This window comes from Paenibacillus sp. ALE2, assembly GCF_054113385.1.
Window position 1 is genome coordinate 18607 of record NZ_CM134213.1, and the last position, 21360, is coordinate 39966.

20 protein-coding genes are annotated in these 21360 nt (G+C 45.6%); 4 read left to right on the plus strand and 16 right to left on the minus strand.

Going from position 1 to position 21360, the window contains the following annotated elements:
* Positions 1-12: 12 nt before the first annotated feature.
* The 13 genes from ACXHJ1_RS00090 to ACXHJ1_RS00150 all read right to left on the minus strand — a co-directional run bounded on the left by ACXHJ1_RS00090 (position 13) and on the right by ACXHJ1_RS00150 (position 14866).
* A complete protein-coding gene (locus ACXHJ1_RS00090; protein ID WP_457905377.1) occupies positions 13-1008 on the minus strand; it encodes a pilus assembly protein in 996 nt (331 codons plus the stop codon).
* Positions 977-3193: a DUF5702 domain-containing protein gene (locus ACXHJ1_RS00095; protein WP_249507323.1), complete on the minus strand. Its 2217-nt coding sequence runs from the start codon at positions 3191-3193 to the stop codon at positions 977-979. Before ACXHJ1_RS00095 ends, ACXHJ1_RS00090 begins: the two co-directional genes overlap by 32 nt.
* A 40-nt stretch (positions 3194-3233) precedes the next feature.
* Complete coding sequence (locus ACXHJ1_RS00100; RefSeq protein ID WP_457905378.1) at positions 3234-3902, minus strand: TadE/TadG family type IV pilus assembly protein; 669 nt, start codon at positions 3900-3902, stop codon at positions 3234-3236.
* Positions 3902-4096 carry a Flp1 family type IVb pilin gene (locus ACXHJ1_RS00105; protein ID WP_016820682.1) on the minus strand — a complete coding sequence of 65 codons (195 nt, stop codon included), beginning with the start codon at positions 4094-4096 and terminating at the stop codon, positions 3902-3904. The genes ACXHJ1_RS00100 and ACXHJ1_RS00105 overlap by 1 nt, the downstream gene beginning before the upstream one ends.
* Before the next feature lie 10 nt (positions 4097-4106).
* On the minus strand, positions 4107-4991 hold the full coding sequence (locus ACXHJ1_RS00110; RefSeq protein ID WP_457905379.1) for a type II secretion system F family protein: 885 nt from the start codon (positions 4989-4991) through the stop codon (positions 4107-4109).
* A gap of 6 nt (positions 4992-4997) precedes the next feature.
* Positions 4998-5789, minus strand: coding sequence for a type II secretion system F family protein (locus ACXHJ1_RS00115; RefSeq protein ID WP_045244026.1), 792 nt, complete (start codon positions 5787-5789; stop codon positions 4998-5000).
* Complete coding sequence (locus ACXHJ1_RS00120; protein WP_457905380.1) at positions 5786-7033, minus strand: CpaF family protein; 1248 nt, start codon at positions 7031-7033, stop codon at positions 5786-5788. Before ACXHJ1_RS00120 ends, ACXHJ1_RS00115 begins: the two co-directional genes overlap by 4 nt.
* Before the next feature lie 13 nt (positions 7034-7046).
* Positions 7047-8219 carry a ParA family protein gene (locus ACXHJ1_RS00125; protein ID WP_457905381.1) on the minus strand — a complete coding sequence of 391 codons (1173 nt, stop codon included), beginning with the start codon at positions 8217-8219 and terminating at the stop codon, positions 7047-7049.
* A 530-nt stretch (positions 8220-8749) separates the two neighbouring features.
* On the minus strand, positions 8750-11077 hold the full coding sequence (locus ACXHJ1_RS00130; protein WP_457905382.1) for a histidine kinase: 2328 nt from the start codon (positions 11075-11077) through the stop codon (positions 8750-8752).
* Positions 11078-11296: 219 nt separating this feature from the next.
* Entirely contained in the window at positions 11297-12184 is an 888-nt protein-coding gene (locus ACXHJ1_RS00135; protein ID WP_016820689.1) for a metal ABC transporter permease, read from the minus strand.
* Complete coding sequence (locus tag ACXHJ1_RS00140; protein WP_457905383.1) at positions 12181-13110, minus strand: metal ABC transporter permease; 930 nt, start codon at positions 13108-13110, stop codon at positions 12181-12183. Before ACXHJ1_RS00140 ends, ACXHJ1_RS00135 begins: the two co-directional genes overlap by 4 nt.
* 5 nt (positions 13111-13115) lie before the next feature.
* A complete protein-coding gene (locus ACXHJ1_RS00145; RefSeq protein WP_107733988.1) occupies positions 13116-13880 on the minus strand; it encodes a metal ABC transporter ATP-binding protein in 765 nt (254 codons plus the stop codon).
* A 14-nt stretch (positions 13881-13894) separates the two neighbouring features.
* Positions 13895-14866 carry a metal ABC transporter solute-binding protein, Zn/Mn family gene (locus ACXHJ1_RS00150; RefSeq protein WP_044785804.1) on the minus strand — a complete coding sequence of 324 codons (972 nt, stop codon included), beginning with the start codon at positions 14864-14866 and terminating at the stop codon, positions 13895-13897.
* 236 nt (positions 14867-15102) lie between these two features.
* Between ACXHJ1_RS00150 and ACXHJ1_RS00155 the strand changes: the two genes are divergently transcribed.
* On the plus strand, positions 15103-15891 hold the full coding sequence (locus tag ACXHJ1_RS00155; RefSeq protein WP_457905384.1) for a DUF3153 domain-containing protein: 789 nt from the start codon (positions 15103-15105) through the stop codon (positions 15889-15891).
* Here ACXHJ1_RS00155 and ACXHJ1_RS00160 read toward each other — a convergent pair.
* From ACXHJ1_RS00160 to ACXHJ1_RS00170, 3 genes are all read right to left on the minus strand, one after another.
* Entirely contained in the window at positions 15888-16313 is a 426-nt protein-coding gene (locus ACXHJ1_RS00160; protein ID WP_031463118.1) for a thiol-disulfide oxidoreductase DCC family protein, read from the minus strand. The genes ACXHJ1_RS00155 and ACXHJ1_RS00160 overlap by 4 nt on opposite strands.
* 125 nt (positions 16314-16438) lie before the next feature.
* Entirely contained in the window at positions 16439-16765 is a 327-nt protein-coding gene (locus ACXHJ1_RS00165) for a hypothetical protein (protein ID WP_044785801.1), read from the minus strand.
* 123 nt (positions 16766-16888) lie between these two features.
* On the minus strand, positions 16889-17308 hold the full coding sequence (locus ACXHJ1_RS00170) for an organic hydroperoxide resistance protein (RefSeq protein ID WP_013369947.1): 420 nt from the start codon (positions 17306-17308) through the stop codon (positions 16889-16891).
* A 435-nt stretch (positions 17309-17743) separates the two neighbouring features.
* Between ACXHJ1_RS00170 and ACXHJ1_RS00175 the strand changes: the two genes are divergently transcribed.
* From ACXHJ1_RS00175 to ACXHJ1_RS00185, 3 genes are all read left to right on the plus strand, one after another.
* The gene (locus ACXHJ1_RS00175) at positions 17744-19063 is read left to right on the plus strand and encodes an Nramp family divalent metal transporter (protein WP_019686568.1); all 1320 of its coding nucleotides are present in this window, start codon (positions 17744-17746) and stop codon (positions 19061-19063) included.
* Positions 19064-19465: 402 nt separating this feature from the next.
* On the plus strand, positions 19466-20008 hold the full coding sequence (locus ACXHJ1_RS00180) for a PadR family transcriptional regulator (protein WP_016820697.1): 543 nt from the start codon (positions 19466-19468) through the stop codon (positions 20006-20008).
* Between the two features lie 13 nt (positions 20009-20021).
* Positions 20022-21230 carry an MFS transporter gene (locus ACXHJ1_RS00185; RefSeq protein WP_107733990.1) on the plus strand — a complete coding sequence of 403 codons (1209 nt, stop codon included), beginning with the start codon at positions 20022-20024 and terminating at the stop codon, positions 21228-21230.
* Positions 21231-21360 lie beyond the last annotated feature (130 nt).

Below are 21360 nucleotides of genomic sequence, written 5' to 3' on the forward strand. Positions count from 1 at the left end.
TCTATATCTAGCCTATCCATCAGTTGTCTTCTGCACAGAAAACGGAACCTCAATACGTTGGCCATCCTCCGTTTCAATTACAAAGCTCCATTGACCTAGTGTTGTGTTTGTTCCCACAAACCAGTTCCATTCAACAATCCCGTCTGCATCGGCCGAGGTCCAGCCCAAGTGCTGAGCTGTGCTTTCACCTGACTTATAGAGTACAGAAAGGGCAGCATTCGTCCCAGGTTCAACCTTGGCCTTGATCAAATTGTATACACCCTTCACAGCAGGTTCAGGCTTGACGAGCAACTGTATGGAATGCTGCGCATCCTTCTCCCCTGTTGCATCACCTGTACCTGCTCCCTCTCCTGTATCACCAATCCAAAGACGTTCCTCAGCTGCCGCTTGGAGCACAATGTTGCGATACAAAAAGGGAACCTTCATCGGCAGTTCATACGATAGCTCTACTCTAAAATAAGGGTCCTTAGTTTCTGTAAGAGAGGGTACATGTACGCTCGTTATGTGAATACGGTCATACTCCAGAATACTTTTCTCCATAAAAGGCTTTAGCATCGGCTTCAGAACAGGATCAAGTGCAGCCTCCGTCAAGCGTCCCTGTAACTCCTCCAGCGGCTTTTTGCCGCCTTGAATAGCAGTTTCTACCCAATCACCGATTGGAGGTGGCAGTTGGGCAGCGAATTGGCTTGCATATTCACTCACAGATAACTTAGGAAGTTCATCTAGCGGTTTGTGGACTGCATCTATTTTAGCGGACGCCGCCTCCACGGCTAGAGACACTGGGTAGATTTTAGCCGAAACCTGCTTAACTGTTTCTGAAGCAGTAGTCTGCAAAGCTGTGGAGACCAGTGTCATTTGGACCATATAAATGAGAAAAATAATAAAAAACAAAAACAATGGCAGCACCAATGACGCTTCTAAAACAATACTTCCTTGTTCACGCTGCTTCTGTCCACACACCTGTTGTAGATACTGATTAGTAGGAAAAATGCGCTGTTTTCGTGACATAGTACACACTTCCCTTAATACTCTCGCCTTCTTTGGAGGCGGTTCCGAGCATCTTCATTACTCCAGGTAGAAACCACAGCCTCATCCCATTCTTGACCTCACCCTTTGCATACGTCCGTCGCTCAGCGGGATTGACATCTGTATTCAAGCGAATCAAAGCAAGCATACGAGACATTTTTCGTTCATTATTGCTATGAAGCATCAGGAACAATCGCAAATGATCCTTGTAAGTCATTCGAAATTTCAGAAAGTCAGACAAAGGCACATCCCCTTTTTGTGCCAGCATGATCATATCTTCAATCGCCTTCTCTACTCCATATAACAAAGCTGCCGCCAAAACGACCAACGGGTTACCCTTTGAACTGTTTTTGACCAGTCCCTCCATCGTTCGAATGGCAAGCCTCATAGCAAAAATTTCCCCATAGGCAGATGCCAGGTTACCTGTCGGATTATGAAACCCATACAAAATGTACTCAACTTCCTGATTATTCACCTCCAACTGGTCCCCTAAAATCTGTGCAGCATTACCCACATTTCCACCTGATCCAGCCAAATTGCCAAATCGGCTGAAATCCACATGATGGAAGTAAGAAAGCGCATATTCATTCTGGTAAAACTCGTCTCCCAGTTGAGTCAGTAAGTTGGATGCCGCCTCGTATAGACCATCCATACTATCCATGGAATCCCCCGCTGCATCATAGGTGTCATAGGACAAATCAGCGGATACAGATGGACTGGATGAAGACTGATTAAAAGAAATACTTTCATTGTAATACTGCTCCACCACTCGGAATTGCTCAGCACTTTGTTTACCTTTAGAAAGAACCTCAATGATCCGATAAGCTTGCTTGAGCTTGTTTTTCGCCTCTTTTTCCATTTTCTTGCGTTCTTTGTCCGGTCCGCGTCGCGTATCCATTGTTCTAGCCTCACCGTCGAGAACATTGGCGGGTCCCGCCCAAGCATACGTATTTAAGTATTTATCTATCTCCTTGAGCGTTGAAGCAACTTCTTGCTTGAGCATGTCTGCATTCAAAAATGGATCTGTATAGAAAGATAGCGTACGCATCATACTCGTTACTCTATTGTTAGCAGCATTTATTGCAGTCCGTTGCTTTTCGATTTCTGCTTCCCATTGCTCAAATTCATTGTTCGGAACCAACAAATCCTCTGCCCTTTGCCGAGCACTTCCTACAGACGGATCGGCGTTGGAGCCTGCTCCGCTTGGGGTGGGGGCTGCGGAAACCTCGTCATAACCTGCATTGGCCGCTCTCTGTTTATATTGGACAATGACTTTGCGCATTTCTTCATTAATTTGCCGAGCTTCATTTAAAGGTTCCTTGGCTTCCAGAAGCAGCTTATCATGCTCCTCTCCAGTCTGAACCATGACCTGACGCAGGCGATCCAGCGCTATCCTTGCCCTTCTTGCATATTTCTCCATCTGCATGATTTTAACATCGTCCACACTCTTCTTGTTGTCCTCATATACATGCACGTAATGCTTATATTGAGCAGCAATGTCGGCTACAACTTCAAGTGGGTCCCATATATACTGATTGGGCATATATGTCCCACTCTGTTTAATAATCCGTTTGCGAACCTCTTCCATATAAGCTCCTGCCTTACGCTGTTTCTCCAGCATGTCATCCAGTTTGGCCTCTCGTCTGTCGTACAGCTTTTGCAGCCGTTTCAGCAAATCTACCGTGTGTGAAGCCTCTTTCATATTTTGAGAGAGCGGCTTTAGCTTTTCTAGCACTTCCATCGTAAAATCGACAGGTGCTTTATACTTCATCTCTTCACGGATTTGCTCGTTAAATATGGCATATTTACCAAGCTCCCTTTCCATTTGCAGTGAACTGGAATCCAGCTTCATATTCATTAGCGGCAGCGTTTCCGCGCGCGCCGTACGCCGTGTACTGTCATTCAGCACTTTGACCATTATTTGTTCTCCGCCACCTTCACCATAAGCAAACAAACCGTATTCCTGCTGTAATGCCGGTTCATAAGCAGACATCACAGACCGAACCGCCGCATGGGTCAGACGTTCAGTCTGTACATGCAGTGCAGCAATTCTCGCATAATCAATAAATACAGCAATAAAACCAAACATGACCGCCAAAATCAGAATGAGGAAAACCGTGACAGCCCCTGATTCCCCGTCCTTTGTATTACGTCCCTTACCAAACACCCGCTTCCTCCTTTCCAGTTACATTCCCGTTACCTACTCCTTACTGACCGTTTTGCCCATATTGCATCAATACTTTCCCTACAATTGCCGGATCTACCTTTTCACCTGAGCCTCTCCCCATAAACTTCGCACCATAATAACGGACCAATTCCACTGTACGAATCCATTCCACAGGTTCCACCACACCCGAGCTCATTTTTCCTTGTAAATCTGTATGATCTAAAAACTGATTCAACAAAGGTACCTCTACGATTTTATTTAGCTCTGTGGTCACCTTACGGTGAATCATACTGTTCTCATATGTCATCTGCCCATGCATGCCCGCAGGCATTCTATTTTCTGCATTGGACAACTTCTGAGCAGGTAACGAGCCTCCTTCATTGCCGCCCGGTACCTGTACAGTTTCCTGATTATAGGATCCGGCCCAGCCAAACAGGGCGCCTAACATAACATCATCCTTCAAGCGCCAATAGAGAGAATCCCGTTGCCCTTGCGCAAATGCTCCCGTACGTGGGTCCTTAAAGCTGTTATCCCAACTGTAAGCGGCTCTTTCTGAAGCAGTAGAAGCAACCTGCACCAATATAGATTTTTGATATATATACAGGCAAAAAAATAACATTATAAAAATGGCCAACAGCAGAATGGGAAAGACGAGGGAAGCCTCCAAGGAGAAGCTCCCGTCCTCTTTTTGTACCAATTTGCGCAGCATTATGAATCCATAAAGTCGTTACTTTTTTTATCTGCCTTTTTCAACAGCCCTTCTACAATTTTCTTAATCTGATCTTTAAAGATAATCGCCACCGCAATCAGAATCGCAATGATCAAGATCATTTCTAACGTCCCCAAACCATCCTCATTCTTGTACAATTTACGAATACTACCTGCTACAATTGTCATCATCATTTTATTCCTCCTACATATTCATCATCATTAAAGCCGGAGCACCCACCAGCACAATGACTGTTAGCAAAATTAGTGCCATGGGGAAGACTAACTTTGAAGAAGCCTGTTCCCCTCTTGTGCGGCTAATTGAAGTCCGCTTGCTCCATAACGTCTGAGATAACTCACGTAAAGCCATTACAAAATCGCTCCCACCACGCCTCATATTCAATAAAACTGTCGTTGTAAATATCGTCACTTCTTGAATACCACAACGTTTGCTCAGATGTTCAAATGCCTGTTGAAAGGAATAGCCACTTTCCCATTCCCCCACTGTCTGCCGCAATTCCCGATACAATGGATGTACCGTATCCGCCCCTTTACGTTCCACGCAATGAAGCAAAGCCCGTTGTACCGTCTCTCCCGCACCAACTAGAAGCATCATTTTACTCAATAATTCAGGCAATTCCATTAAGATTTGCTGATCCCGCTTCTGTACTTTCCCATGTAAATCCTTGACCAGCGCAACTGGCACCAGAATACCGAGCCCCAAGCCAAGCACCAGCCCAGTCGCTTCCCCGCCCATCATAAGCGATATTAAAGCTCCACCAGCAGCCACCATATATCCGTAACCCAACATTTCTGCCAGAAAAAGCATCGTTTTTTCTCCGCTGTGGCGCATACCATACAGCTTCTGTATCGAACGCTGTAGCTTGAACATCAGCAAAGGCAGCCTATGAGTGGCACGTGAAACATGAAGCATGTGTACAAAAGGCACCGAAAGTTTTTGCAGCCGCATTCCTTCCAGTTTCATATGGGGAAAATGTGCATACTTAGCAGCGTACATTTGGTTCAGCACCACCCAACCTCCCACTTGCAGAATCAGCATGACCAGACAAACCAACATCAACACACCCATCACTCCTTACACCTCAATCTTCATAATGTGGTTGATCCACACGAGACAACCACCAAGCACCAGAAGACAAAAGGTTGATAAAATCCTACCTGTACCGCTGTATAACGGCATCATGTAGTCTCCCGCTGTCACTGTCATAAACAAAACAAACAAAAAAGGTGCTGCAAACATAACCCTCGATTCAAAGCGCTTCTGCGCAATCATTACACCGATCTCCTGCTGAATTTCCAGCTTCTCCCCAATGACACTTGAAGCCCGTCGTACGACTTCCACCAGATCACCTCCGGTTCGTTTGCAAGCCGCAAATACGTCCGCAAAATTCGTAATATCCTCCATCTGGGCCCGACGAGCCAAATCCTGCAAAGCAGCCTCTACAGGCTGTCCGATTTCAAGGCAGGCTGTAATAATGTTAAATTCAAAAATCAGATCGTGATCTCCATCCGGACTAAGCAACCTCAAATCCTCTACAGCCTCACGAAACCCATTCTCCACCGACCTTCCCGCTGAAAGAGAAGAAGAAAGCGAGTATAAAGCCTGCTTGAATTGAATGCTTAAAGCAGACCTACGTCGTTGCAGCAAAAACTTTCTAAAATAACGAGGCATCACCACAGCTCCAGCAGCACACAGCAACGATAATATCCATTGGTGATAAAATAGATATCCGATCATCGCGAACAACACTCCACTAAAGAGAATGCACATACTTTTTTGTACAGTCGATAAGGTATACACCGTATAATCCGGCAGAGAAGGGACCTCACGCGACACTTGCTTGCCAGTCGCCTTTCCTGTTCTCATACCGATACTCCTTCTCTGTGCCAGCTTTCCGGCTTGATTCCGGCCATTTGCAGCTTCAATGTATGTTGCAGCCCCACACCACAACGCTCCAGTTCCCCTACGATTTTTCCTTTACTTTCTCCGCGTTCCTGGAAGCGATAAAGGGGATTCAATCTTACCTCACCATTCTCAAAGCCAATCACTTCGCTAATTTCCAGCACCCTTCTGGATTTGTCACGTAGTCGTGACAGATGAACGAATATATCAATGGCCGAGCTGATCTGTTGCCGTACTACTCCAAGCGGAAGCTCTGCTCCTCCGAGTACCATCGTTTCCAGCCGGCTGACCATATCGCGGATATTATTCGCGTGCCCAGTTGATAAGCTTCCATCGTGTCCTGTGTTCATCGCTTGCAGCATATCCAACGCCTCACTCCCTCTGACCTCACCCACCACGATGCGATTGGGCCGCATACGCAGGGAGGAACGGATCAGATCACGAATCGTGATTTCTCCCTTCCCCTCGGTGTTCGCGTTCCGTGTTTCCATGGAAACCAGGTTGGGGACAGTCACAATTTGCAACTCTGCCGAATCTTCAATCGTAATAATCCGTTCAGACGAAGGGATGAACTGGGATAATGCATTCAGAAAAGTTGTTTTACCAGAACCCGTTCCGCCGCTTATAAAAATGTTGTACTTGCTACGTACCAAGTCTTTGAGCATAGCCGCGGATTCTGTATTGAGCGCACCTATTCGTATCAAATCATCCATCGTCATGGGACGCTCGGGAAACTTCCGTATAGTCATTGTCGGTCCCTTGAGAGCAACTGGCGGCAGTACAATATTTACACGTGATCCGTCCTTTAATCGGGCATCCACAATGGGAGAAGCCTCATTCACAATTCGGTTCACCCCGGCTACAATCGTCTGGATCAAATCCTCCAGTCGTTCGCGGGATTCGAATTGATCGGGCACCTGAATCACCTCACCTGCCCGCTCCACAAATATTTCCCGATGACTGTTGATCATAATTTCCGTAACGGTAGGGTCGTCAATCAATGGCTGGAGCACATCCAGCCCACGGAAAGAGTTGAAAATTTTGCGGACAAGCGCATGCCTCTCTCGGGAAGTTAAGCTCGCTAACTCTACGTCGTGTAAAATTCGCTTTTCGATATGCCGTACTAGATCTGTATCCTTTACTGAGGACGTTACGTCCAGCCCGTTACGAATATCTGCGCGCAATGCCTTAAATTGTTCCTCATTCATGTTCATCATCCCCTTAAGACCAAGCAGCCGTCGACTGTGCAGCGCTCTCCATATCCAGCAGCTCGCGGCACAAATGGCGGATTTCCCGCTGATAAATCGGTGAACTTAGCAGCAGTTCACGATGCTGCATCTGTTTCCATGAAGGTATATAGGGTAACGCACCGTTCAGCTCCATAAAGTCACGAGGTAACGAGTTGATCATAGTTCCCATGTAGCGGTTCACCACAAAGCTGGTTTTGCATATCATGGCTTCAAGCCCCTCAGGCTGCGTAGTTTCTAAAACATCCAGCCATAATCCGCACTTGTGCATACTCATTAAATCGTCAGCGAGCAACCAGATTAGCTTATGACTAGCTTCAAGCACGGCTTGAGCCCGCTCACTATGTTCAGAATCGCTATCTACGATCACTACATCATACTGCCCGCTTTCACCAATCGTTCGAATGAGCTCTTTCGCTTCATCACAAGTCATATCCGTCAATTCCTTGCGATTATAGACAGGTTGAAACGTATCAGCCTGAATTTCAGGACGACGTACACAATAGGAAGCCACAGATAACGAAGTACCCTCATTTCCCTCCGACTTGAGATCATACAGTAGTCTGGACAGTCCTTCTCTTTCTCCTTGTGCTCCGCTAGAACTGTCTGAACCAGTAAACAACGAGCTTGAATCCACCGTTTCCAGATTCAAATAAAATACCGAATATCCCTCATTCCCCAGTTGCTTGGACAGATTGAGCGCGGCCGTTGTCTTGCCCAATCCGCCTGAAGCTGCCACCATGCCGATAATCATTCCACCTTCCCGACTGTTTACACTTTTCCGACCATTCGACCTCTGTCTCGCCGTTTCCAAAATAAAACCGACCAGCTCAGATAAAGGCTGATATTTTAATACAGGCTGCCCATATTCGCTTACTTGTTCTCCCTCATGTAGTACCAAACAAGGAATATCTGCATCTTCCCGAGCTGTCCATAGACTCAGAAAAGACATTTCACCTACTACCACATCTGGTCTTTTCATTCCGCTGGTTTCCATCATGTATTGATGAAATGCCTCCGGCTGCGAAAAAGCCGTTATTCTGAGCCTTCTGGCGTACTCGCTTCCGTGAACATAATTCAGCAGAGGCTCAATATAATCCCGGCCTTCTACGGCCAATACCACTTTTACCGGAACCAATACGCTCATCCCCTTTCCCAACACAACAACGCAAAAAAGCACCGTTCATCCATCCGTAAGTACATACGGTTGGTGAACGGTGCTTCCGTCACGTGCAATCTATTTACTGGTAGAATAGCATAGCACCTATGTTAGAGCAAGTATTTTTTGCGCACGTATTTTCCTAGAATCCTGGTACTAGGAGAAGGCGGGCAAGTCTAGCCCCGCCTCCTACGATCTTCAACTTAGTAGAATTTGTGGTGACGACGATGACAGTCATGATGGCGATGATGACGATGATGACGACGTTTCCGGCAATGACATTTCTTATCAAAGTCTTCATGTTTCCAGTGATCACGTTTAAATTTTGGTTTAAACTTAATGACAGTCACCTTAATGATTTTCTTAAAAACACGTTTTTTTGGCTTTGGAAAATGACAATCATGTTTACGATGTTTATACATTCAAACTCGCCTCCATTTCTTTGAGATAGAATATACTATGGAAGCAGTGAACAACCGGTAACCAGCATATGACTATTTATGAATGGATTGGGCATTTTAATAATCTGTCTCCAGCTTAATATCCGGATCATAATCCGCCACGATAAGAACATCCATATGACGTGCTTGACGGAGAATCCTCGGCACGACCGCACTCTTCCCCCAACAGCTACTTCGGGAAGACTGCCCCACAATGAGCTGCGTGCCTGAATATCCTTCCACTGGAGCAATCAAAATGTCGGCAATCTCGCGTCGGCTGGAAACAAGCCGAATTTCAAAGGTTCCCCCCAGTCGGTGGGTCAGCAACTTTAGTTGTTCCAGACGAGGGAGTAACCTCTCCGGTATACGCTCACCAACATGAACATAAGTCACAATCCATACAGCCTTTAGGCGAAAGGCGATCCGAAAACCGCGGCGAATCAACCTTTCAGCATTTTCGCTTAGCGTCACGCCTACAAAAATCACTTCCTCCCTGCGCCACGGTCCCCGAAGTGACTCATGCCGATCCCAGGATTCCAGCCGCTCATCTACATCATCTGCCAATTCCCGCAAAGCAAGTTCACGCAGCGCAATTAGATTACCCAGCTTAAAAAAGTGGCTAAGTGCCTGCTCCACCTTCGCACGATCGTAAATTTTGCCTTCACGCATACGCTGCTGTAACGATTTGGGAGCCACATCCACAAGCTGTACTTCATCGGCCAGACGCATCATATGGTCGGGGACAGTCTCTCTCACCCGAATGCCAGTAATTTGTTCTACGGCGTCATTCAAGCTCTCCAGGTGCTGCACATTCATTGTGGATATAACAGAAATACCTTGCTCCAAAATGGCCAGTACATCCTCATAACGTTTAGATTTCAGACTTCCCGGAACATTGGTATGTGCCAGCTCGTCAATTAGCACTACCTCAGGATTACGCCTGAGAATGGCTTCAGTGTCCATCTCTTCCAAATGTGCACCATGACGCTCGATGGACTGGCGGGGTATCATCTCCAGAGAGCCTACCTGGGCTAGTGTTTCTGCTCTTCCGTGCGTTTCCAGCAATCCGATCACCACATCAATCCCGCTTTCCAGCAGATCATTTCCCTCTCTCAGCATGGTGTATGTTTTGCCGACCCCCGGAGCAGCGCCAATGTATACTTTGAGCTTGCCCCTCAGGATTTTGGCTTCCTCAGCCTGTACTTCCTCAACACTCAAACGATGATACGGGTCAGTATCTCCTTCTTCCTGTCTCATCGTTGGCAAAATCCGTTCACCCTCCTGCTCGGCTCGGTCCGCAATCAACAGCAGGTCCATATTTTTCATTCGTTTTAAAATTCCGTTCACCAGTGATCCTCTAACCAGTTCCTGCCATGGAGTCTGACGAGAATGACCCATAACAATTCGGGTAACATTGTGAGTGACCGCATAATGGATAAGTTGACGTGGTAGCCTTCTACGGGAAAGGAGCGGGATTTCTTCAAATGTCGATCCGATCTTGTCAGCCAACTGCTCAATGGAGCGCTTGAAGGCTGCTGATTCCTTGGACAACTTGCTTTTCGAGCTGACAAAGGAGACCACCAGCATATCTCCACCCAACCGCTTGGCCACCTGTTCCCCCCTGCGTACATAAATGGACCCATTCCAATGATACTGGACAGGCACCAAAATACGCTCTGCTGCTCCTGACGCCCCGTGTAAGCCTAGCTCCTCCCGGTGACGTTCCAGCGAATCATTCACATCCTCTGCCACCAATCGCAGAGCGAGCTCACGCAATTTACCCAGATTTCCCCGGTGAAACATCTCAGGATTGGGCGTATGCATGTAACCTTTCGCCAGCCGTTCCAGAATCATCTCCGGGGTGGCATCAATTAAACGAATTTCATCCGCTATCTCCAATGTATCAACCGGAACCGTATACTCCGCTTCAAAGCCTGTCAGCTGATATACCCACTCCGTGATCCCTTCGAGTTCATAAACATTGACCGTCGTAATGACGCTAATTCCCATCTCCAGCAAATACCGTATATCCTCCAACCTTGTTGGAAATGAGGCGTCTTTTCGGTTATGATGTGCCAAATGATCCACCAGCACCACCTCAGGATTTCGTGCCACCAAAGCTTCCACATTCAGATCCTTTTGCTCCTCGCCATCCTTCATCCAATGAATACTGGGTACTCGCTCTAGGGAACCGACCTGTTCCACGGTCTCACGCCGCTGCAGAGTCGATACCGCACAAATTACAACATCAATCCCTTCATGCTGCAGCGATTGTCCCTCCTGCAGCATATGATACGTTTTGCCCGAGCCACTGACCGCACCAATGTATATTTTGAGTCTGCCTCGATGCAGTTTGTTAATGGAATCCAGTATTTCCTCTGGTGATTTACGTTTGAAGCTCTCCAATTTCGTTCCTCCCCGCAGCGTAACAGCTCGTTCCGAACCCTTTTGTGTGGTTGTAAAGAATGTACTCCCGTGTCCCGGTTAATTCAAGATGGCCCAACAAGCTTGCTTCAAAAAAAGCAGCACAATTTAGCATAAGCGTAAAAAAGCGTGCATTCAGGCACTTTATGCCCGTCTGCACGCTATTTTGAGTAATTCATATAGGATCACTTCCTACGAGACTCACTTGCTATTTTCGCCAACGATTCCTCGCTGTTGAAATAACTTTCGCCATACTACACCATGAGACGGGGAAAATAGAAAAGCCAAAAGCAGCAACACACCCGACACACACAGCATACAAGCCGCAATAGAAGCATCCAATACAGTTGCTGTATAAAAGCCTACGATCGAACTAATGGCTCCAACTCCGACGCTGTATGCAATCATACGGGACAGCTTCTCCGTCAGCAAATAAGCGGTAAGCGGCGGTACAACGAGCATGCCAACCACTAGAATTGCACCCACGCTCTCAAATGACGCCACTGTTGTTAACGATACGAGACTCATTAGCAGATAATGAAAAAAAACAACCGGAATGCCTAATGAAGCTGCCAATGCAGGATCAAAGGAAGTGACTTTAAATTGCTTGAAAAAGCCCCCTACCACGAGCAGATTGATCAAAAACATCGCGCCCGTAATCCACACAGCCCTCGGACCTATATCGAAGCCAGCAATCTCTATCGTATTCCACGGGACATAAGCAATTTCCCCATACAAAACGTGGTCCATATCCAGATGGGCATTGGAAGCAAACACGCTGATCAGCAGTACACCGATAGCAAACAATGTCGTAAACACCACGCCAATGGCAGCATCACTTTGCAGACCGCTTTGTTGGAATAGCTGAATCAGATACACGGTTAGAAGCCCCAGCACGGCTGCACCAAACATCATCCACACCGAATCCCTCGATCCACTGATTAGAAAGGCAATGACAATACCAGGCAGTACCGCATGACTGATTGCATCACCAATCATAGCCATTTTCCGAAGCACGAGAAAGCATCCAACGATACTACATCCCCCTGCCACTAACATTCCCGTCAGAATCACATAAAATGAACTCATAGGGCACGCTCCTCCCTTGGCTGTGCTCCGACTCCCTGCTCCAGACTTTTTCTGGCGTTCAACCGAACGATAGCCTTGGAAATCATTCCGCGCTGTGGTGCAAAGATCAGACTTACACCAAATACCACAGTCGCACACAACACGCACAATGGTCCTGTAGGCAGGTTTTGTCCCAGAGAGCTAATAACGGTCCCACCCAGACCCGCTATAGCACCAAACAAGCCTGAGAGGCATACCATAACACCCAGCTTCTCTGTCCAGTATCTTGCCGACACGGCCGGGGTAATTAGCAGAGCAGCCATCATAATGACGCCCACAGCTTGAATACCAGCCACCACCGCAATAACAATCAACAGCATCAATAACTTATCCAGTAAACCTGCCGGAAAACCAAGTCCACGGGCAAAGCCGGGATCAAAGCTAAGCAGCTTAAATTCCTTGAAAAATAATATACATATTCCGATGAGCACCACCGAAATTACCGCCATCGTATAGACATCAGACAACACCATTGCCGCAGCCTGGCCAAATAAAAATTTATCCAACCCACTTTGGTTGCCTGCACCACTATGCTGAATTTCGGTCAACAACATAATGCCGAAGCCAAAAAACACGGACAGCACCGCTGCAATCGCCGAATCGCTTTTAATTCGCGAATACCGGGTTAACGCACTGATGGCAAAGGTAGCAACAACCCCTGCAATGGCTGCCCCAATCATAAATCCAAACATGGATTTTGTGCCTGTGATCATAAATGCCACACATACCCCCGGCAAAGCCGCATGGGCCAAAGCATCTCCCATAAGCGATTGCTTACGCAAATACATGAAACTGCCAATCACCCCGCTGCTTAAACCGAGTAAAATGCAGCCTAGCAGAATCCACTGCATGTTCGGGTCTGCCAAAAGCGCCACCAAGCTTGTCATACTGCTCACCTCACTCCGAGTATCGTGCCGGATTCCGAGCCTGTTTTGAGTATACTCAGACGTCCACCATACGTACGTTGCAGATTTCCCTCGGTAAAAATATCTGCGGTCTCTCCAAACGCCATCAGATGCCCGTTCAACAGCATAATCTGGTCAAAATAATCCGTAACTGTAGATAAATCATGATGGACGACAAGCACGGTTTTCCCCTGCTGTTTTAGATCGTTAAGTAATGAAATAATAGCTTTTTCTGTTGCAGCGTCCACACCGACAAACGGTTCATCCATAAAATAAAGCTGAGCGTCCTGCGCAAGTGCTCTCGCCAAAAAAACACGTTGCTGCTGCCCGCCTGACAATTGGCTAATCTGCCGGTCTGCAAATTTGCTCATTCCAACCTTGTCCAAACTCTCCATCGCAGCCTGACGATCTGCTGCTCCCGGACGCTTAAACCAGCCTAGTCTGCCGTACCGTCCCATCATAACCACATCCAGGGCATTCGTGGGAAAATCCCAATCCACCGACTCCCGCTGCGGTACATATCCAACCTTGAGTAGCTGTTGCTTATAGGGCTTGCCGTAGACCAGCACCTCACCCCTGAGCTTTGGAATTAGCCCAAGCACGGCCTTGATCAGTGTAGATTTGCCAGCTCCGTTGGGACCAATAATACCAATCAGCTTGCCTTCCGGCACCTCAAAGGAAACATCGAACAAAACGGGCTTTTTTTGATATGCTACCGATAAATCACGAACAACAAGTGGTGAATGTCCCATGTGTCTACGCCTCCTTATTTAAGAGCTCTAACGATCGTATTCACGTTATGCTTGACCATTCCAATATATGTTCCATCTTCTGTACCCTCTTCACCCATAGCATCCGAATACAGCTCGCCGCCAACCTTTATGGTATGACCTTGCTGAGCTGCACCCTGGATAACGGCATCGATGGCCTTTCTCGGCACACTTGATTCTACAAATATGGCTTTAATTTTATGCTCCACCAGATAATCTCTCAGCTTGGTCACATCTTGTGAGCCTGCCTCTGACTCGGTACTCATACCTTGAAGGCCTCTTACTTGAATTTGGTAAGCGTCTCCGAAATAGCCAAAGGCATCATGTGCTGTGACAAGTACGCGCTGAGCCTTCGGTATACTGGCAATCTGCTCTCTCGTGTAATCGTCCAGTTCTCGTAGCTCAGCGAGATAAGCTTCGGCATTGGCCTTGTAATCCTCCGCATGAGCAGCATCCAGTTCCGACAATTCATCTCTGACCGTTTCTACCGCAGACATCCAGTTTTGTACATCAAACCAAATATGCGGATCATACTCAGACCCCATTTCTGGGCTAGCTGCACGCAATAGATTTTGAGCAATGTTTTTGGACACGGGAATAACGGGCTTTTGCTTGCTGATTTTCTCCAGAATGTCCTGCATTTTTCCTTCCAGATGCAACCCGTTATAAAAAATGATGTCGGCTTCATCCAGTTTGCGCATATCTCCCTGAGACGCCTTGTACAAATGTGGGTCAACACCTGACTTCATAATTCCCGTGACCTCCACATGAGCACCGCCGACCTTCCCGACAATGTCAGAGATCATACCGATGGTAGTTGTAGCCTTTATTTTTTGCCCAGCCTCCTTCGCAGCTCCCTGCTCTGTCTTCTTGGCATCTGTACATGCCGTCGCTAGAACCAGAACCAGAGACAACACTCCAACCGTCGCTACCCATTGCGGCAAAGCCTTCTTAAACTGCTTGTTCATGTTTTAAAATCCTCCTCTTAATATTTGTTTTGGGACAAACTATTTCCTTGAGACAATTATTTTTTAACTACGCTATATTTTAGAGTATACACTAAAGTTTTTACCTAAGGAAACATTTTTGAGATATAAATCTTAACTATTCTTTTATATCGTTCGATTTTGGCTCTCCGAATGTGTAATATATAGAAGATATCCAGTCGTTATACCAAAGAAACCATACAAAGAAGGTGCAGGTCATGGACCCAACAGGATACAGCCCTTATCGGAACAAACGTCGGCAAATACAGTTACGAAAAATAATGCTCATTTTTATGCTGGTATGTTGTCTGCTTACCCTAACTTCCTGTGCTCGGGGTGACATTCATGTAGATGTTCATCTGGATCAAAGTGTAGATATGGATGCAACGTTCAGCGTAAACAACCAGACACTGATGATGTTGGACAATCCGGGGCTGCTCGATCGATTAATTCAACGTATACAAAGCAACAATGTAGACGTACAGCCGTTATCGGAGCAGGGGAGAAAGGGTTATCAAATAAAGGGGCATTATCAAGGGGATTGGAGTACAAACCAAAAAAATCCCGATCAGGGTTTAAATCTGCCTGAGGGATTAGAAATAAATCGCGCAGTGAGCCAGCATTTTTTCACAACCAATATGGATCTTACGCTTAAGCTCGATCTACCTCGGATGCTTCCTGAAGAAGCTCGTGGCCTGAGTGATAAATTAGAACAAATGAATGTGTTCGCACGTAAATTACTAGAGCGGCAACTGGATCTTAACTTTAGCCTTTCCCTACCCATCCAGCCTGCTTCCAGTAATGCGGACCGTGTGTCGGATGACGGAAAGACACTCTATTGGGACATTGCTCCATTAGAGTCTAACGAGCTAAAATTGTCGGTCAACGTACCCAATGTACGCCATATCGTGTATGTATCGGTTACGGGTCTTCTACTGATCTCAGTAGCTGTAATATTACTGATTCGTAATGATCGCCGCAAAAATAAACACAAAAAAAGCAACTAAAAAAATCGTTGCCTAATTTCTGGTGGGGGGATCTGACATTGATCCTCTTCATCCTTGCCAAACCAACGATATCGGTTACGAGCTACCCAGTTATAGACTGCGTTGCGCACAAAGCGGGGAATCAAGATGAATACATAAGCCAGCGGATATGGAAAACGAAGGCGTTTGGCAATCCGTAAAGCTGCGGTTGACTTTGTATAATACGTACCGTCTTCAATCAGCACGAATGTATCCAGTTGATCTGTAGACAGTCCACCTGCACGTAAAAGTTCTTGTCCTGCCTCGGATTGCAGGGAACCAAAATGGAATATTCCCTTAGGATCACGTTTGATAATGAAGCGGGTTGCTCCCTGACAAAAGTGGCATACCCCATCCACCAATACAATGGAATGTTCGATATGGATATGACTAGACTGGTTCATCAACGTACTTCACCTCCACAGAGAAATCAACGGCATGAAAACGCAACGATTCAATTATAAACAAAAAAACGTCGAAAATATCCGACGCTTGTCTAGAACTGTATAATCCTTACCTGTTCGAAAAACTAGCTCAATGCTTTCTCAAACAGCTGTTTAGCATTAATTTGCTCTAAAAACTCTTCATGGAACTGATCCATACACTTGCAGATAAAATCCTTATGGCATACCGGGCAAGGTGTCGTTAGCAGTCGACTAATATTCGTCAAAGTCCACTCCGGATTACGTTGAGAAAAAACGCGGCACTCCGTTCCATCGGCCAAACTCATTTTAAACTCATAAAGCCCTTCCTTTTCGTTGCTACCAGCCAGCGTGAAATTAACAATATTCGGTCTGTAAGACATCATATCACCCGTATTTTTCAAATTTGTTTCGTACCTGTTGACCAGAATCACCTAAGACATCTTAATGAATTTTGGCGGTGATGTCAAATGGTTGCACATATCAGCGGATCAAGATTTAGGTGCAAAAGCCGCCGATCCATCGGCGGCCGTGTGTGAAATCTTTAAAAAATGCGGTCAAATGACGTTGAGTTCAACATCAATATTACCGCGAGTGGCTTTGGAGTACGGACAAAAATCATGTGCTTGGCGTGCCAAATCTTCCGCCTGAGAACGCTCAATCCCCGGTATCTTTACATCCAGACGCACTGCCAACTGGAAGCCGCCGTCGCTTGGGTCCTTACCGATCGATACGTGGCTGGTGACCTCTACATTGTCCACCTTTACCTTGGCTTTGCGGGCCACATTCGCCAACGCACTCTCATAGCATGCGCCATAGCCTGCCGCAAACAATTGCTCCGGATTCGTAGCATCTCCACCTGCGCCACCCAGTTCCTTCGGTGTGCTCAGCTTATGCTTCAATACCCCGTCTGAAGAAGCCACTGAACCATCTCTTCCACCATGTACCGTTGCTGATGCTGTGTATAACGCTTCCATGATTTCATCTCTCCTTCTCCATCTTATTTGCATTCCGCAGGAATCCTCATCATGTTAATACATGATTTCCTTCTCGTATGTACTTTAAACGAGCCACGCAAAATGAATCATTTCAAAAGGGATAATAACCCTTTTATTTACCGTTTAGTTCCACTTCTTTTATGTTTACACTATATGTTATAAGCCCCTAACTTGATGAGCCGCCTACACTTAGAAAATTCAAAACGACCAAGCTGCCCCTTGAGAGCAATATAGCTTGGTTTTTTCCATTGTTTAGTTTTAATTAGGATGGCCAATTGCTTCAAAAATACGATAAATTTGCTTATCCACATAAAAGTTGCACTAGACAAAAACTATTGTGGGTGTACAATAGGGATAACGCAATCGCTATGTCATTAATAATATATTTCAATATGAACAAAGAAGGTGAAGCGTATGAAAAATTCAAAGGGCAACTTCGCGGAAATCGCTTCACTATCGGAAGTGAATCGTTCTTTGAGCGTCCCGAAGGATGGCACCTGGTTTCGGAAGTTTCTTGCCTTTGCTGGACCAGGCTATATGGTCGCTGTCGGCTATATGGACCCTGGCAACTGGGCTACAGACATCGCTGGGGGATCAAAATTCGGCTACACACTGCTTAGTGTCATTCTTATCTCCAACCTGATGGCCATTCTGCTGCAAGCCTTATCTGGCAAGCTCGGTATTGCTACAGGTAAAGATTTGGCTCAAATGTGCCGTGATGCTTACAGTCGTCCTGTCGCGATCGGCTTATGGCTTTTATGCGAAATTGCCATTGCAGCCATGGATTTGGCCGAGGTCATCGGTTCAGCCATTGCACTGAAGCTGCTGTTCGGTCTCCCGTTGCTATACGGAGTCATCATTACCGCATTTGATGTTATGCTCATTTTGCTGCTGCAAAATAAAGGTTTCCGGGCATTGGAAACACTCGTCATTGTATTAATGGCCACGATTGCCGGCTGTTTTGGCATTAATCTCATTTTGGCACAACCGGAATGGGGCGGCGTATTGGGTGGCTTTGTACCGGACTCACAAATATTGACGAATCCAAGCATGCTGTATATTGCCATCGGTATTATGGGAGCTACTGTAATGCCACATAACCTGTATCTGCATTCTTCTATTGTACAAACTCGCAAATATGAGCAGACATCAGCAGGTAAACGGGAAGCTATTACATTTGCAACTTGGGATTCCAGTATAGCGCTCATGTTCGCTCTATTCATTAATGCAGCCATCTTGATCGTAGCAGCTGCCGTGTTCCATACAGCAGGAAGAACAGATGTAGCAGAGATTAGTGATGCCTATTATCTGCTTTCGCCATTACTGGGAACCACACTTGCGAGCATACTGTTTGGAGTGGCATTACTCGCCTCAGGTCAAAACTCGACCGTGACAGGTACTTTAGCCGGACAAATCGTGATGGAGGGCTTCTTGAACCTTCGTCTCTCACCTTGGTTGCGTCGTTTGGTGACCCGCCTTATTGCAATTATTCCGGCAGTCATCGTCACTGCGATTGCAGGTGAAAAAGGTGCAGAAGAGCTACTTGTGCTAAGTCAGGTTATTTTATCCATCCAGCTCCCTTTTGCCATCATTCCATTACTGCTCTTTACCAGTGACAAAAAGATTATGGGTGAATTTGCAAATAAAATGTGGCAAAAAGTAATAACCTGGATCGTGACTGCTGTCATCATTATCTTGAATGTAGTCCTCATTATTCAGACAATTACAGGTTGACAGACTGTTTGCAAGTAACCAATAAAAAAAGAGGTATTCCTGGAGTCCAAAATAGCCATGGAATACCTCTTTTTATTCATGATCCCCGTATCCATTACAAAGAGAATACTCCACAATTGTCGAATGCTCCCACATTCGGATTCCCAGAATTCATTAAATTATCCAAATAAGCATCGTATCTTTGAATCTTCTCGCCAACATGGAGATGAAAAAGTTCTCCTTCCCTTTGCAAGTGTGAATATTTTTCTAACATAAGGTCTATCGTTTCTTTCGTATATTTACGGTTCTCTGTTTTTGTAAACCTATACATCATTGGATTGTAATGAGATAATCCGACTATAATCCTTTACTAAATATTTAGTATAAAACATTTAGCAATAAAGTTATGGAGGAGATATCATCTTGAGTACGACACGTGTAATGGTTCTTGGGCTCTTGCTACAATACGGAGCAATGTCTGGATATGAAATACAACAGAAAATGCAATCAGCACAAACGGATAAATGGGCTTATGTGCAACCAGCTTCCATATATCACGCCTTAAAAAAACTGGACTCAGAAGGTATTGTGCGTTTAGAAACATTGGAACAGACAGGGAATCGGTCTAAAGCTATATATGCTATTACGGAGGCTGGGAAAAGCGAGTTTAGTCGGCTTTTAATCGAATCATTTAAAGAAACTTCTGTTGTATTTCCAACAGCCCTGTACACAGCTTTGACTTTTATGGATGAGGCTGGCCTCCATGAAATAGAAGAAGCTTTAAGTTTTCAGCATCAAGCCATTGAAAAAATCTATAAAGAAATGAAACTAGGGCAAGAGCAAAAAGCTGAACTTATGGATATCCCTGTAAACGTCATGCTAATTTTCAAAAATATTTATGATCAATGCGAGCTTCAATTAAAATTTGTTAAGCAAATTAAAGAGGAAATCAGAAGAAATTCATAAGGAGGATGTAGTAATGAAAATGAGTAAAGGGGTACACAATAAGCAAAAGGCTGCTCTAATCGTTGTGGGATTAGCTGTATTCATTGACATGTTAATCTATGGATTAGTCGTACCCATTTTGCCAAGATACGCAGATTCTCTCGGAGCCACTCAAACCGAAATCGGATTTTTGTTCAGTAGTTATGCAATTGCACTATTTATAGCTACTCCTATTTTTGGTCTGTTAACGGATCGAATTGGGAGAAAGACTCCTCTGTTATGGGGGTTAATTGGACTCATAGCTTCCACTTTAATGTTCGCCATAGCCCACACCTTCTGGCTGCTTGTACTGGCACGTGCTCTTCAAGGGGTCGCAGCCGCAATGACCTGGACAGCAGGGCTCGCTCTGCTGGCTGAGCTATACCCATCTGAAGAACGCGGCAAAGCCATGGGCTTGGCGTTATCTGGGCAAGCCGCTGGAACCCTTCTCGGACCGACAATTGGCGGTTGGTTGTATCAATGGGGGAGTTACCAACTCCCTTTTTACTTTGCCATCGCATTGGCTGTCGTTGATGCTATACTTCGATTAGTACTCCTGCACGATATTCCGGAAGAGAAAAATGAAAAGTACGTATCTCCTTTTTCGTTCATGAAAAATAAAGATTTGCTTTTGGTTATCGGGGTTGTAATTATCGGGGCATCTGTCCCAAGCGTACTTGAGCCAACATTACCGTTACACCTGCAGCACAATTTTAGCGCTAATCCAGGAGTTATCGGATTGTTATTTGCTATTCCCACACTTGCTTATGGCCTGGCAACACCCTTTATAGGTCAATTCTCCAGCAAGATCGGCTATAAAAATGGAATTCTCCTCGGTCTACTTTTGGTATCCATTGCTCTTCCTCTAACTGCACTTCCAGCAATATTATCACTTCAAGCTGTTATTTTAGCTGTTTTAGGAGTTAGCATGGGTATGGTTCTTGCTCCCTGCTTACCTCAACTTGCTGATATTTCTCAACGAAGTGGCATTCATTCTTATGGAATTACTTTTGCTCTCTATAACACGGCATACTCGATTGGTCTAATGATCGGCCCTATTTTGAGCAGTACTCTCACCGATTTAATGAATATTAAATTATCTTACTTAGTCATTGGTATGATTGTATTAATATACATGTTGGTACTCGCTTCAGCCTTAAGGAAAACCAAAAATTCATCAAACAATGTAAAGCTAAGTAAATAAGTGAACAACAAATTCATATCACCTATAAGAAATAAAATACTTCCTTTGCAGCTATCCATCCCAGAGCATCCTAATCCATAGAAAAAGGTATCCTCCAAGCTTATCGCTCAGGGATACCTTTTTCATCCAT

What these genes read in the sequence shown, in the direction of transcription:
- ACXHJ1_RS00155 (WP_457905384.1), top strand. Translation starts at nt 15,103, where the DNA reads ATGGACCCAACAGGATACAGCCCTTATCGGAACAAACGTCGGCAAATA.
- ACXHJ1_RS00125 (WP_457905381.1), bottom strand. Translation starts at nt 8,219, where the DNA reads ATGAGCGTATTGGTTCCGGTAAAAGTGGTATTGGCCGTAGAAGGCCGG.
- ACXHJ1_RS00170 (WP_013369947.1), bottom strand. Translation starts at nt 17,308, where the DNA reads ATGGAAGCGTTATACACAGCATCAGCAACGGTACATGGTGGAAGAGAT.
- ACXHJ1_RS00110 (WP_457905379.1), bottom strand. Translation starts at nt 4,991, where the DNA reads ATGGGTGTGTTGATGTTGGTTTGTCTGGTCATGCTGATTCTGCAAGTG.
- ACXHJ1_RS00175 (WP_019686568.1), top strand. Translation starts at nt 17,744, where the DNA reads ATGAAAAATTCAAAGGGCAACTTCGCGGAAATCGCTTCACTATCGGAA.
- ACXHJ1_RS00135 (WP_016820689.1), bottom strand. Translation starts at nt 12,184, where the DNA reads ATGAGTTCATTTTATGTGATTCTGACGGGAATGTTAGTGGCAGGGGGA.
- ACXHJ1_RS00185 (WP_107733990.1), top strand. Translation starts at nt 20,022, where the DNA reads ATGAAAATGAGTAAAGGGGTACACAATAAGCAAAAGGCTGCTCTAATC.
- ACXHJ1_RS00160 (WP_031463118.1), bottom strand. Translation starts at nt 16,313, where the DNA reads ATGAACCAGTCTAGTCATATCCATATCGAACATTCCATTGTATTGGTG.
- ACXHJ1_RS00100 (WP_457905378.1), bottom strand. Translation starts at nt 3,902, where the DNA reads ATGCTGCGCAAATTGGTACAAAAAGAGGACGGGAGCTTCTCCTTGGAG.
- ACXHJ1_RS00105 (WP_016820682.1), bottom strand. Translation starts at nt 4,096, where the DNA reads ATGATGATGACAATTGTAGCAGGTAGTATTCGTAAATTGTACAAGAAT.
- ACXHJ1_RS00115 (WP_045244026.1), bottom strand. Translation starts at nt 5,789, where the DNA reads ATGAGAACAGGAAAGGCGACTGGCAAGCAAGTGTCGCGTGAGGTCCCT.
- ACXHJ1_RS00145 (WP_107733988.1), bottom strand. Translation starts at nt 13,880, where the DNA reads ATGGGACATTCACCACTTGTTGTTCGTGATTTATCGGTAGCATATCAA.
- ACXHJ1_RS00120 (WP_457905380.1), bottom strand. Translation starts at nt 7,033, where the DNA reads ATGAATGAGGAACAATTTAAGGCATTGCGCGCAGATATTCGTAACGGG.
- ACXHJ1_RS00140 (WP_457905383.1), bottom strand. Translation starts at nt 13,110, where the DNA reads ATGACAAGCTTGGTGGCGCTTTTGGCAGACCCGAACATGCAGTGGATT.
- ACXHJ1_RS00150 (WP_044785804.1), bottom strand. Translation starts at nt 14,866, where the DNA reads ATGAACAAGCAGTTTAAGAAGGCTTTGCCGCAATGGGTAGCGACGGTT.
- ACXHJ1_RS00090 (WP_457905377.1), bottom strand. Translation starts at nt 1,008, where the DNA reads ATGTCACGAAAACAGCGCATTTTTCCTACTAATCAGTATCTACAACAG.